The sequence below is a fragment of the Devosia marina genome (genome assembly GCF_009758415.1).
In the GTDB taxonomy this organism is placed as follows: domain Bacteria; phylum Pseudomonadota; class Alphaproteobacteria; order Rhizobiales; family Devosiaceae; genus Devosia; species Devosia marina.
The window spans coordinates 378,623-391,376 of sequence record NZ_WQRF01000001.1 but is presented as its reverse complement, the minus strand read 5'-3'; the positions used below and the strand labels follow the sequence as shown (position 1 = coordinate 391,376).

The following is a 12,754-nucleotide window of genomic DNA, read 5'->3' as shown; positions in this document are numbered from 1 at the left end:
CTCTCCGCCCTTCAGAGGAGAGGCGATGGCACTGCGGGCTTTTCCGGCACCGGCAAGGGCGTCACGAAGATCAGCCTGATGGCCACCAGCAGCGCCAATATCGCCGCGCCGCCGCTGACCAGCATGACACCGGGCCAGGCCCAGGCCGTCCAGGCATAGCCACCCAGCGTGCCCAGGATCGAGGCACCGAGGTAATAGGCCACCAGATAGATGGCCGAGGCCTGCGCCTTGCCAATCCTGGCGCGGCGGGTGACCCAGGCGCTGGCAACACCATGCGCTGCGAAAAATCCCGTTGTCGCAATGGCCAGACCAATGATGATGACAATGGTATCCTCGATCATCGTGACAGCCATGCCCGTCCCCATCAGCGCTACCAGCGCCCAGAACACCTTTCTTCGCCCCAGACGCTGCGACAGACCCCCTGCCCAGGTCGAGCTGACGCCACCCAGCAGGTACACAAGAAAGATCGCAGCGATGGCAGCGTGGCTGAGGTCGAATGGTGGCAGGGCCAGGCGGAAGCCGGCATAATTGTAGAGCGTGACAAATCCGCCCATCAGCAGGAAGGAACTGGCAAATAGCCAGGGCAGCGCCGCATCGTCAAAACTGGCCCGGCAGCGGCGCCAGAGGTCCGGCAGCCGGATCGGATCGCGCACGAAATGACGTGGCCGGGGCAGCAGGACAGCAACGGCGATGGCTGCGGCCACGATGAGGCTGGCCAGTATGCCGGTGCCCAGGCGCCAGCCCAGCCAGTCCGACAGAACGCCGGAGATGACGCGCCCGGCCATGCCACCAATCGCGGTGCCGCCAATGTAGAGCCCCATGGAATAGCCCAGCGCCTCCGGGTCCATTTCCTCGGATAGATAGACCATGGCAACCGCCGGCACACCGGCCAGGGTCAGGCCCATCAATGTGCGCAGGGTGATGAGCTGCCACCATACTTGGGTGAAGGGCAGCAATGCGCCCAGAATGGCCGTTGCCAGCAGGGCACCGACGATCAGCCGCCGCCGTCCGAGCCGGTCGGCCAGCATGCTGGCCGGGATCAATGCCAGCGCCATGGTGGCCGTGGTGGCTGATAGCGCCAGCGAAGCGGTGCCCGCATCGCGCACCCAATATTGCGCGAACATGGGCAGCAGCGGCTGCACCGAATAGAGCGATGCGAAGACCGAAAAAGCGGCGAGGAAGAAAGCGATATTGGCGCGGACAAATTCGGCTGTGCCGCGCTGGATGGCGGGGGCGGTCATGGGGCGCAACGGCAATTCAGCATCAGCATCACAAATCCCGAGATTGCCGCCCGACTGCTGAGTTTTGGATCGGCTTTGTGGCAAGCGCCCGCCATTCGAGCATAGCTCTCATGGCCTTTTCAGCCAAATTCGCTCCGGTGGAGCGAATTTGCCCTTAGGCACGGATCAAAGAGAATCGATCTGACTTTGCAAGCCCTTGACGAAGCTCTCAAAATTGGTTTGACGCTCGCGCTTGAGACGGGCCGCCGCGAGGATCGAGCGGACGTTTTGGACAGACTGCTCCAAATCGCGGTTGATGATGACATATTCGTATTCACCCGCGTGATCGAGTTCGATGCGGGCATTGCGCAGGCGCTTCTCAATGGTGCCCACGCTATCCTGCGCGCGACGCTCAAGCCGGGCCCGCAACTCCTCAATTGTAGGCGGGAGTATGAACACCGTTACCATATCTTGGCGGCATTTCTCATAGAGCTGCAGGGTGCCTTGATAATCGACATCGAAGAGAATGTCGTTACCTGCCGTAAGCTGCTCTTCCACCTGGGCGCGCGGCGTGCCGTAGAAATTGCCATGCACCTCAGCGGATTCGAGCAGTCCGTCATCGGCCTGCATGCGCTTGAAGGTGGGCACGTCGATAAAATGGTAATGCGTGCCGTCCACCTCGTCGCTGCGGCGGGCACGCGTGGTCACCGAGACTGACAGGCGGATATTGGGGTCCTGCTGAAACAGTGAGCGCGAAATCGATGATTTCCCAGCGCCTGACGGAGAGGCAATCACCAGCATGACGCCGCGGCGCTGAAAATCCATCTGACCCACTCTATTCGACGTTTTGAACCTGTTCGCGTAGTTGATCGATCGCCGCCTTGAGGTCAAGACCGATGGCCGTCAGCTCCACTGCGTTTGCCTTGGCGCAAAGCGTGTTGGCCTCACGATTGAACTCCTGGGCCAGAAAATCGAGCCGGCGGCCCACCGCACCGCCGTCCCCGATCAGCTTGCGCGCGGCGGCTATATGGGCGCGCAGCCGATCCAGTTCTTCCTGAATGTCAGCCTTGGTGGCCAGCAGCAGCGCCTCCTGTGCCAGCCGGTCCTGCGGCAGGCTGGCGTCGTCCCTCAGTGCCGCGATCTGCTCGCGCAGCCTGGCCTCTATTTTGGCGCGATCGCGGGACGGGTGAGCCTCAGCGCGGACCACCAGATCGGCAATCGTATCGAGATGGCTCAGCAGCACCGCCGCGATCTCGGCTCCTTCCTGCCGGCGCGCCGCCTGCAGGGATACGAGCGCCTGCCGGGCACAGTCCAGGACCAGCTCTGTCTGCTGGTCTTCATCGATCTCCCCCGCCTCCTCGCCGGTTTCGAGCACGCCGGGCAAGGCGAGAATGCCCTCCGGCCGCGGCAGGTCTGTCGTGACCTGTTGCCGGACTTGCGCGATGGCAGCCAGTACGCCGGCCAGAGCCTGCTGATTGAGTCGAACCGCCCCGGCGCCTGCGCTACGATCCAGCGTCAGCACAAGATTAATGGCGCCGCGCGCCAGTGATCTGGACAGCAATTGGCGCAGGGGAATTTCGAGGGCATCCAGCCCGGGCCCGAGCCGCAGGCGCAAATCGAGCCCGCGGCTATTGACCGATTTCAGCTCGACCCGGAGCCGCATGTCGCCAAGCTGCCGCTCCGCTCGGGCAAAGCCCGTCATGCTGGCGAGCGAAGCGCTCACTGTGCCGTTTCGGCTTCGGCGGCGCCCTCAGCCTCCTGGGCCTCCAGTGCCTGGCGCGCCGCCTCGGCCTCTTCCTCGGCCTGCGCCGCCGCCTCGGCGGCTATCTCGCGGTAGCGCGCCACATTCTGCTGGTGCTCGGCATAGGTCTCGGCGAAAACATGGCCCTCGCGCGGCGTCGCCCCCTTGGCCACGAAGTAGAGGTAGTCATGGCTGTCCGGGTGGGCCACGGCCTCCAGAGCCTCGATGCCCGGATTGGCAATGGGGGTCGGTGGCAGACCATCAATCTGGTAGGTATTGTAGGGCGTCCGCTCCTCGATTTCGGAGCGCCGAATGCCACGGTCGAGCGTCGCCTGGCCCAGCGTAATGCCATAGATGATAGTTGGATCCGACTGCAGGCGCATGCCCTGGCGGATACGGTTGACGAAGACGGCGGCAATCTGCGGCCGCTCAGACGCAATGCCGGTTTCCTTCTCGACGATCGAGGCCAGGATGAGCAGTTCGGCAGGCGATTCGAGCGGCAGATCCGCCTCGCGCCCGGCCCAGACCTGCGCCAGCGCCTGGGTCATGGCCAGTTGCATCGCGTCCAGCACCGACTGGCGGGTGTCACCGGGGGTGTAGTCATAGCTGCCGGGCAGGATCGACCCTTCGGGAGGAAGCTGGTCGATTGTGCCAGTCAGCCGGTCATCGGCATTGATGCGCTGGATGGCCTGCCATACGGTCCAGCCTTCGGGGATGGTGACGGCATAGCGCAACGGATTGCCGAGCGTCAGCTCCTTGAGGATCTCGGACATGGAGGCGCCGGCCGGGATGCTGAAATCGCCTGCCTTGATGATGGCGCTCTCCTCGACGCGGCTGCCAAACTGGCTGAAGATCATCGAATTGGTAATGAAGCCCTGTTCTTCGAGGCGGTTGGCCGTGGTGGAAAGCGTATTGCCCGATTCCACGCGGAACACGCGGTCCTCCCGCAACGGGCCATCGCCGTAATATTGCGAGGCAACATAGAAAAGACCGCCCCCGACCACGACAAGGCCGATGACCAGGAGGGTCAGCAGGCCATTGAGGATGTCGACCAAGCCATTACCTGAGCGGCGGCGGCGGCGATTCCTTCGATCGTTCATCGTATCCCTGTCACTCGCGAATATGGGCCTTGGCGGCCCTGGTTGTCATTATTCTTGCGCCAAACTGTGGCGGGGCGCCGGCATTGTTCGCAACGCCGGCGCGCAAAGACAAGGGGCACATCGCAGGTGAGTGCAATGTGCCCCTTACAATTCGTGGAAAAGCTCAAATCGTACGCATCGACTATGCGGGAAACCGCCGTCCACTTTTCCGCGCGATGCTATTGCACCTTGCGCATGACCAGGGTCGCATTGGTGCCGCCAAAACCGAAGCTGTTGGACAGTGCCACATTGATTTCCTTCTTGAGCGGCGTGTGCGGCACAAGATTGATCTCGGTTTCGACCGAAGGATTATCCAGGTTCAGCGTCGGCGGCGCGGTGTTGTCGCGCATGGCCAGCAGGCAGAAGATCGCTTCCACCGAACCGGCCGCACCCAGGAGGTGACCAACAGCGGATTTGGTCGAACTCATCACCGACTTGGACGCCGCATCGCCCAGAACGCGGGTGACCGCGCCCAGTTCGATCTCGTCGCCCAGGGGGGTCGAGGTGCCGTGGGCGTTGATGTAGTCGATCTCGGAGGCTGAAATGCCGGCTCGCTTGACCGCCGCGCTCATGGCGCGGAAACCGCCGTCACCATCCGGCGACGGGGCGGTGATGTGATAGGCATCGCCCGACAGGCCATAGCCGATCACCTCGCCATAGATCTTGGCGCCGCGGGCCTTGGCCCGCTCATAGTCTTCCAGAACGACAATGCCGGCACCCTCGCCCATGACGAAACCATCACGGTCCTTGTCATAGGGGCGCGAGGCGGCGGTAGGATTGTCGTTGAAACCGGTCGAGAGGGCGCGGGCGGCCGAGAAGCCCGCCAGCGACAGCCGGTTGACGCAGCTTTCCGTGCCGCCGGCGACCATCACATCGGCATCGCCAAGGGCGATGAGACGGGCAGCGTCGCCAATGGCATGGGCGCCAGTCGAACATGCCGTCACCACAGAGTGGTTCGGGCCTTTCAGACCAAATCGGATCGACACCTGGCCGGAGGCAAGGTTGATCAGTCGACCGGGAATGAAGAAGGGGCTGATGCGGCGCGGCCCCTTTTCGTGCAGGGTGATTGACGCATCATAAATGCCGCCGACACCACCAATGCCCGAGCCGATCAGGACGCCGGTGCGTTCCTGCTCTTCCTGGGTCTTGGGCTCGACGCCGGCATCTTCGATGGCCTGCTGGGCCGCAGCCATGGCATAGACAATGAAGGGGTCAACCTTGCGCTGCTCCTTCACCTCCATCCATTCGTCGGGGTTGTACTTGCCATCGGCATAGTCCCCGAGCGGAATGCGGTGAGCGATCTGGCAGGCGATATCGTCGATTTCGAAATCGTCGATACGCTTGGCGCCACTCTTGCCGGCAAGAATATTGGACCAAGTTGCTTCCACACCGCAACCAAGCGGTGTGACAAGCCCCAGTCCGGTGACGACGACTCGGCGCAATTCCATGGTCAGCGGCCTAGCCCCAGCGTTAGCTGGTGGCCTTGGTCAGGAAAGCGACCGCGTCACCGAAAGTCTGGATCGACTCAGCAGCGTCGTCAGGAATCTCGACCGAGAATTCTTCCTCGAATGCCATCACCAGCTCGACCTGATCCAGCGAATCTGCGCCCAGATCGTCGATGAAGCTGGCCTTTTCGGTGACCTTCTCGGCATCCACATTGAGGTGTTCCACAACGATCTTGCGGACCCGATCAGCGACATCGCTCATATTTGACTTCCCTTTTTAGAAATCGACGTTTCGTTTCGCTTCTTATTGGCGCAAAGCCAAATCATCAAGCGCACAATTGGTTTGCACAGGGGCAATGTATGCGGCCTTCTGTGCGCCCGCAAGGCAGGCTGGCAAGATCGACCGGGGCGCGAGGTACCATGTTTCTTCCGCCATAGCCAGCCGCAATTGCCAAGGTTTCCAAGGCTTTTGCCATGCAGCACCGCCATTCGAGCCTAGCTCTAATGGCCTTCTCACCTCAATTCTCTCCACCGGAGAGATTTACCCTTTGGGACGGTTCAAAGCATCGCCATGCCGCCATTCACGTTGAGCGTATGCCCTGTGATGTAGGCGGCAGAATCGCTGGCGAGGAACACCGTGCAACCGGCAATTTCCTGTGCAGTACCAAGGCGTCCAGCCGGAACGGTCGAGAGGATCGCGTCCCGCTGCTTGTCGTTGAGTTCGTCTGTCATGGCCGAAGCGATGAAGCCCGGGGCGATGGAGTTCACGGTGATGTTGCGGCTCGCCACTTCATAGGCCAGCGCCTTGTTCATGCCGATCAGGCCGGCTTTGGAGGCAGCATAATTGCCTTGCCCCGGATTGCCCATCACGCCCACCACCGAGGAAATGCCGATAATGCGGCCCCAACGCGCCTTCATCATGCCGCGCAGCACGGCGCGGTTGAGGTGGAAGGCAGCGGTCAGGTTGACGGCGATGACGTCGTCCCACTCCTCGTCCTTCATGCGCATGAAGAGATTGTCGCGGGTCATGCCGGCATTGTTGACCAGGATATCGACGCCACCCATCGCGGCCTCGGCGGCCGGCACGAGCTTGTCGACTTCGTCGAGCTTGGAGAGGTTCGCGGGCAGGATGGGACAATCCTTGCCGATTTCCTTGGCCGTATCTTCCAGTGCACCCACGCGGGTACCGGAAAGCGCTACCGTCGCGCCGGCAGCGGCCAGGGCCTTGGCGATTTCGCGGCCAATGCCGCCGCTGGCGCCCGTCACAAGAGCGCGTTTACCAGAAAGATCAAACATTTAGGTCTCCTCCGGGGAGAAAGCGATTCAAGCGCTTCAGATTGTGATTCAAGCGGGTCAGGCCCCGAGCTGGGCGGCGAATGCCTCGATATCGGCCGGCGTTCCGACGGCCTGGGCCGAGGCATCCGGTGCGATGCGTTTAGCTAGGCCCGTCAGCACCTTGCCCGAGCCGAGTTCGACCAGATTGGCCACACCACCCGCGGTGGTGAGCCAGGTCACGCTTTCGGTCCAGCGCACAACGCCGGTCACCTGCTCGACAAGGCGCTGGCGGATTTCGTCCGGATCGGAAATCGGAGCGGCAAGGACATTGGCCACGAGCGGCACCACGGGCGCCTTCATTTCGACTTCGGCGAGTGCCGCTGCCATGGCTTCGGCGGCCGGCTGCATCAGCGAACAATGGAAGGGCGCGCTGACCGGCAGCAGCAGAGCGCGCTTGGCACCCTTGCCCTTGGCAATGTCTACGGCGCGCTCGATGGCGGCCGTGGCGCCGGAGATCACAACCTGACCCGGAGCATTGTCATTGGCGACGGCACAGACCTCGCCCTGCCCGGCTTCATCGGCCACGGCCTGCGCGGTTTCAAGGTCCAGACCCAGCAGCGCCGCCATGGCGCCATGGCCCACCGGCACGGCTTTCTGCATGGCCTGCCCACGGGTGCGCAGCAGACGCGCCGCATCGGCCAGGCTGAAGGTGCCAGCGGCACACAGCGCCGAATATTCGCCCAGTGAGTGGCCCGCGACATATTTTGCGTGGTCCTTGAGCGAAATCCCCCTGGCCTCTAGCACCCGGATCACCGCCACGCTGACAGCCATCAGCGCGGGCTGCGCGTTTTCTGTCAGGCGCAGAATGTCTTCCGGCCCCTCGAACATGATCGAGGAAAGGCGCTCGCCCAAAGCCTCGTCCACCTCGTGAAAGACGGCCCGCGCCTCGGTGAACTCGTGCGCAAGATCTTTGCCCATGCCGACAGCCTGGCTGCCCTGCCCTGGAAAAGTGAAAGCGGAAATGGACATGTTCGATCCCTTTTCGAGCCAATGTGACAAGCCGCAAGCGGCCTGTCCAGTTGCCCGGCGCTTTGCCGGGAGTGTACGGCGGAGTCAAGGCGAACGGATGCGCCGCTTGCCTTCTTCCCCTCATTCCTCTATAGCCGCGCCAGCAATTCGTTTGGCCGGGGGCTGAACGGAGGGTTTATGCTTTGCATGAACAGGGTCCGGCGGACCCGGCCTCCCGTGTTCCCGCTCTTTGCAAGACTGCTTTGACGCCTTTCCGGCTTCGAAGGGGCTCCGCGCCAGGCATTGTTGAGTAAAACTCGAAAGGAAGGCGCATCAATGGCCCTCTACGAACATATCTACCTGGCTCGCCAGGACGTTTCCCAGCAGCAGGTTGAGGAACTGACCGCACAGCTCGCCGAAGTTCTCGGCCAGGGCGGCGGCAAGATCACCAAGAACGAATATTGGGGCCTCAAGGGTCTCTCCTACCGCATCCGCAAGAACCGCAAGGCGCACTACACCCTGCTCAACATCGAAGCACCGGCCACTGCCGTCGCCGAAATGGAACGCCAGATGCGCATCAATGAAGACATCCTGCGCTTCATGACCGTGCGCGTCGACGAGTTGGAAGAAGGCCCGTCCGCGATGATGCAGAAGCGCGACCGTGATGACCGCGATGGCGGTCGTGGTGGCTTCTCCGGCGAACGCCGTCCGCGCCGCTTCTAAGAGACAAGGAAGATCACGAAAATGGCTATCAAAGACCTTACCACTTCCCAGGCTCGCCGTCCGTTCCAGCGTCGCCGCAAGACCTGCCCGTTCTCCGGCGAGAACGCGCCCAAGATCGACTACAAGGATGTGCGCCTGCTTTCGCGTTACGTCTCCGAGCGCGGCAAGATCGTGCCGAGCCGCATCACCGCCGTGTCGGCCAAGAAGCAGCGTGAACTGGCCCGTGCCATCAAGCGCGCCCGCTTCATCGGCCTGATGCCCTACGCTGTCCAGTAAGCTTCAGCTTCACTGAGATTGCATCGCTGGGGTCGCGAATGGTTCGCGGCTCCTAACCGCTCCTATGAGAGCGGGACAGCCAAAGGAAAAAAAGACATGAAAGTCATTCTGCTCGAGCGCGTTGGCCGTACTGGCTCCATCGGCGACGAAGTCAACGTCAAGGACGGCTTTGCCCGTAACTTCCTGCTGCCCCAGGGCAAGGCCCTGCGTGCCACGGAAGCCAACCGCAAGAAGTTCGAAAACGAACGCGCCCACATCGAACAGCGCAATGAAGAGCGCCGCAATGCGGCCGCCGGCATTGCCGAGGGTCTGAACGGCCATGCCGTGATCATGATCCGTCAGGCTGGTGAAACCGGCCAGCTGTACGGTTCGGTTGCTGCCCGCGACATCGTCGATGCCCTGGCCAAGGACGGCTTCACCGTCCAGCGCAACCAGGTCGACCTGGCCGACCCGATCAAGACCGTCGGCGTGCACTCGGTTGATCTTTCGCTGCATCCGGAAGTGGCCGTTTCGATCACCGTCAACGTGGCGCGTTCGGAAGACGAAGCAGTGCGCCAGGCTGCTGGTGAAGACGTTACTGTCCCCACCTTCGACAGCGACGAAGATGGCGATTTCGCAGCCGGCCAGGCCGCTGCTGCCGCTGAAGACCGCTACGAAGAGTAGCCTTCGTTCAAATCTGCATTTGAAAGGCCGGGCCCAATGCCCGGCCTTTTGCTTTTGCACGACAATTGCGACAGACTCAGTGCAGCGCGCCAGTGAGTCTTGAGAAGCAACCGGCGTCAGGTGAAATCCCCGTTGTCCACAGAGTTCACAGGGGCCATCAGGGAAACTTTAACCCCCGTCCCGCTAGCCCAAGACTCAGCGCCAAAATGCATGGTTAAGAAAGGCTAACCCCCAGGAAGACCCATGGCCGAGATCGCCCGCCTTCACCCTGCCGATGACAAGTCGTTTCGCGTCGCGCCGCACAATGTGGATGTGGAGCAAGCGCTGCTGGGCGCCATCCTGATCAACAACGACGCTTTCTATCGCGTCGCCGATTTCCTGCTGCCCGAACATTTCTACGAGCCGATCCACCGCGATATCTATGAGCTCGCCGGCAAGATCATCCGCGCCGGCAAGGCGGCGGAACCGGCCACGCTCAAGACCCATCTGCCCGACCAGCTTCTGCCCGAAGTCACGATGATGCAGTATCTCTCGCGCCTGGCGGCAGAGGCGACGACGGTGCTCAATGCCGGGGACTATGGCCAGGCCATCTATGACCTCGCCATCCGGCGCAATCTGATCATGGTGGGCGAGGAAATGGTCTCGGTCGCCTATGACAGCGACGTCGAGATGACCCCGGTCAAACAGATCGAGAAGGTTGAGGGTGAGCTTTTCCAACTGGCGGAAAAGGGCCGCTATGACGGTGGCTTCCAGGCCTTTGGTTCTGCGCTCAATGCTTCCATCCAGATGGCGGGCGAAGCCTTTCAGCGTGATGGGGGCCTCTCGGGCGTTGCGACCGACCTGCACGATCTCGATCGGCAGATGGGCGGGCTACAGCGCTCCGACTTGATTATCCTTGCCGGCCGTCCCGCCATGGGTAAGACGTCGCTCGTGACCAATATCGCCTACAACGTCGCCAAGAACTGGCGGGGCGATGTGACCCCTGACGGGCATTCCAAGACCGTCAATGGCGGCATTGTCGGGTTCTTCAGCCTGGAAATGAGTTCCGAACAGCTCGCTACCCGTATTCTGGCCGAGCAGGCGGAGATTTCCTCGTCCGACATCCGCCGCGGCCGCATTCACGACAACCAGTTCGCCAAGCTGGTTGATGTGTCCAATGTGATGAGCAAGGTGCCGCTCTATATCGACGATACCGGCGGCATCTCGGTGGCCCAGCTTGCCGCCCGCGCCCGGCGCCTGAAACGCCAGAAGGGCCTGGATCTGCTCATCGTCGACTATTTGCAGTTGCTCTCGGGCTCCTCGAAGGCCTCGAGCCAGAACCGCGTGCAGGAACTCACGGAAATCACGACGACGCTCAAGGCGCTGGCCAAGGAGCTCGAAGTGCCGGTGATCGCGCTTTCCCAGCTCTCCCGTCAGGTGGAAGCGCGCGAGGACAAGCATCCGCAATTGGCCGACCTGCGCGAATCGGGCTCTATCGAACAGGACGCGGACGTGGTCTTGTTCGTGTATCGCGAAGAATATTATCTCAAGAACAAGGAGCCCAAAGAGGGCACGCCGGAGCATCTGACCTGGCAGGGCGAAATGGAAAAGGTGCATGGCAAGGCGGAAGTGATTATCGCCAAGCAGCGCCACGGCCCCACCGGCACGGTGCAGTTGAGCTTCGAGGCGCAGTTTACCCGCTTTGGTAACCTTGCTCGGGCAGACTATCTGCCTGAACGCATGGAATAGGCATGGCGCTGACTTCTGGCCTTGGTGGCCAATTGAGCATTGATCTGGGGGCCCTGGCCCGAAACTGGCGCGCCCTGGACAAGGTGAGCGCCGGCGCGCTGACCGCTGCCGTGGTCAAGGCTGATGCCTATGGCACCGGTATCGAGCAGGCGTCAAAGGCGTTGCATGCGGCAGGCGCGCGCTTCTTCTTCGTGGCAACGCCCGATGAAGGCATGGCGGTGCGTGCCGCGGTGCCGGACGCGCATATCTTCATTCTCTATGGCCTGTATCCGGGCGCGGCCAATCTCTACATCCGGCAGAATCTGATGCCGGTGCTCTCCTCCATGTCGATGCTGGAAGAGTGGATGGCCAAATGCATCGAGCGCAATGAGGCCTATCCGGCGGCCTTCCATTTCGACACCGGCATCAACCGCCTCGGCTTCCGCCTCAACGAGGCGAGCCTTGTGCGCGAGAGCATCGAAAAGCTCGGCTATGCGCCCCAAATGGTGATGAGTCATCTGGCTTGTGCCGATACGCCCAATCATGAAAAGAACCGGACGCAATTGGCACTGTTCGGTTCGGTCATGTCGCAATTTCCTGGCATTCCAGCGTCGCTCGCCAACTCAGCGGGCCTGATGACTGGACGCGACTATCATTTCCAGATGGTGCGCCCCGGTATCGCGCTGTTTGGCGGCCGCGCCGTGGGTGGCCGGAAGAACCCGATGCAACCGGTCGTCACGCTGCATGTGCCGATTCTGCAGGTTACCGAGGGCCGCACCGGCGAGTCGGTGGGCTATGGGGCCACCTATACGCTCAATCGCAATTCCAAGCTGGCCATCCTCGGCTATGGCTATGCCGATGGGTTCCTGCGCTCACTGTCGGGCACCAATCCGCGCCCGGGCGGCAAGGTCTTCATTCGCGGCAAGCACTGCCCGGTGATCGGCCGAATTTCCATGGACCTCACCGTGGTGGATGTGACTGAGCTCGGCTCCGACCTGCCCACGCCCGGCGAAGGCGCCGAAGTACTGGGCGTCAATGTCAGCGTCGACGATCAGGCCGATGCGGCCGGCACAATCGGCTATGAGATCCTCACCAGCCTCAAGGGCCGCTACAGCCGGAATTATGTCGGCGACGGAAACATCCCGGAATAGCATCACCTCCGCACGCCGCTCCAATCTTGCAATGGCGCAGCCGATTGGCCGGAGCGGCCATTAAACTCGCCATTGATTTGTTCTCATTTCGTTCTTGCCCAGGCCATCCAGTTTCTGCTAGCCTTTTTGGCGATTCAACGTCCGGATTCGCTTTGGCTGTCTTCCCGCCTATCTACGCCGTTTTGCCGCGCGCCAGTGGTCTGTCGACGCCCAGTTTCGTCCCACCGAAACGGGCGTCTATTTCTTCGCCGCTCGGCAGCCAGCTTTTGCTAGGCTGAACGACTATGAGGGTTCGGAGATCATCCACATCGTCCAGAAGCATCTGGTTGTGGATTTCTCGCAGGACGACGCCGGGTCGGGTAAGCTGATCCGGCTGATCGACTAGCGATTCGGGCTCAACACGGCC

Annotated in this window: 13 protein-coding genes; 5 read left to right on the top strand and 8 right to left on the bottom strand. The window is 61.9% G+C overall.

Translation table 11 applies throughout. The features are described from left to right. Nucleotides 1-11: 11 nt before the first annotated feature. From GO014_RS01770 to fabD, 8 genes are all read right to left on the bottom strand, one after another. The gene (locus tag GO014_RS01770; RefSeq protein WP_157288880.1) at nucleotides 12-1,241 is read right to left on the bottom strand and encodes an MFS transporter; all 1,230 of its coding nucleotides are present in this window, start codon (nucleotides 1,239-1,241) and stop codon (nucleotides 12-14) included. A gap of 165 nt (nucleotides 1,242-1,406) precedes the next feature. Next, a complete protein-coding gene (gmk, locus tag GO014_RS01765; protein WP_246204348.1) occupies nucleotides 1,407-2,045 on the bottom strand; it encodes a guanylate kinase in 639 nt (212 codons plus the stop codon). Nucleotides 2,046-2,055: 10 nt separating this feature from the next. Then, complete coding sequence (locus GO014_RS01760) at nucleotides 2,056-2,922, bottom strand: YicC/YloC family endoribonuclease (protein ID WP_157289772.1); 867 nt, start codon at nucleotides 2,920-2,922, stop codon at nucleotides 2,056-2,058. Nucleotides 2,923-2,939: 17 nt separating this feature from the next. Further along, nucleotides 2,940-4,061, bottom strand: a complete 1,122-nt coding sequence (mltG, locus tag GO014_RS01755) for an endolytic transglycosylase MltG (protein WP_157288879.1) — start codon at nucleotides 4,059-4,061, stop codon at nucleotides 2,940-2,942. A 218-nt stretch (nucleotides 4,062-4,279) separates the two neighbouring features. After that, nucleotides 4,280-5,542, bottom strand: coding sequence for a beta-ketoacyl-ACP synthase II (fabF, locus tag GO014_RS01750; RefSeq protein ID WP_116590755.1), 1,263 nt, complete (start codon nucleotides 5,540-5,542; stop codon nucleotides 4,280-4,282). Between the two features lie 28 nt (nucleotides 5,543-5,570). Then, nucleotides 5,571-5,807 (bottom strand): acyl carrier protein, encoded by a 237-nt coding sequence (locus GO014_RS01745; RefSeq protein ID WP_046103861.1) that lies wholly within the window; start codon nucleotides 5,805-5,807, stop codon nucleotides 5,571-5,573. 296 nt (nucleotides 5,808-6,103) lie between these two features. Continuing rightward, complete coding sequence (fabG, locus tag GO014_RS01740) at nucleotides 6,104-6,841, bottom strand: 3-oxoacyl-[acyl-carrier-protein] reductase (protein WP_116590649.1); 738 nt, start codon at nucleotides 6,839-6,841, stop codon at nucleotides 6,104-6,106. A gap of 57 nt (nucleotides 6,842-6,898) precedes the next feature. After that, nucleotides 6,899-7,849, bottom strand: coding sequence for an ACP S-malonyltransferase (fabD, locus tag GO014_RS01735; protein ID WP_157288878.1), 951 nt, complete (start codon nucleotides 7,847-7,849; stop codon nucleotides 6,899-6,901). A 315-nt stretch (nucleotides 7,850-8,164) separates the two neighbouring features. Here fabD and rpsF point away from each other — a divergent pair, with 315 nt between their 5' ends. The 5 genes from rpsF to alr all read left to right on the top strand — a co-directional run bounded on the left by rpsF (nucleotide 8,165) and on the right by alr (nucleotide 12,348). After that, nucleotides 8,165-8,551, top strand: coding sequence for a 30S ribosomal protein S6 (rpsF, locus tag GO014_RS01730; RefSeq protein ID WP_116590647.1), 387 nt, complete (start codon nucleotides 8,165-8,167; stop codon nucleotides 8,549-8,551). 21 nt (nucleotides 8,552-8,572) lie between these two features. After that, nucleotides 8,573-8,827, top strand: coding sequence for a 30S ribosomal protein S18 (gene rpsR / locus GO014_RS01725; protein ID WP_157288877.1), 255 nt, complete (start codon nucleotides 8,573-8,575; stop codon nucleotides 8,825-8,827). Nucleotides 8,828-8,923: 96 nt separating this feature from the next. After that, complete coding sequence (gene rplI, locus GO014_RS01720) at nucleotides 8,924-9,490, top strand: 50S ribosomal protein L9 (protein ID WP_116590646.1); 567 nt, start codon at nucleotides 8,924-8,926, stop codon at nucleotides 9,488-9,490. Nucleotides 9,491-9,733: 243 nt separating this feature from the next. Continuing rightward, on the top strand, nucleotides 9,734-11,218 hold the full coding sequence (locus GO014_RS01715; protein WP_157288876.1) for a replicative DNA helicase: 1,485 nt from the start codon (nucleotides 9,734-9,736) through the stop codon (nucleotides 11,216-11,218). Nucleotides 11,219-11,220: 2 nt separating this feature from the next. Further along, entirely contained in the window at nucleotides 11,221-12,348 is a 1,128-nt protein-coding gene (alr, locus tag GO014_RS01710) for an alanine racemase (RefSeq protein ID WP_157288875.1), read from the top strand. The last annotated feature ends 406 nt before the right edge of the window (nucleotides 12,349-12,754 follow it).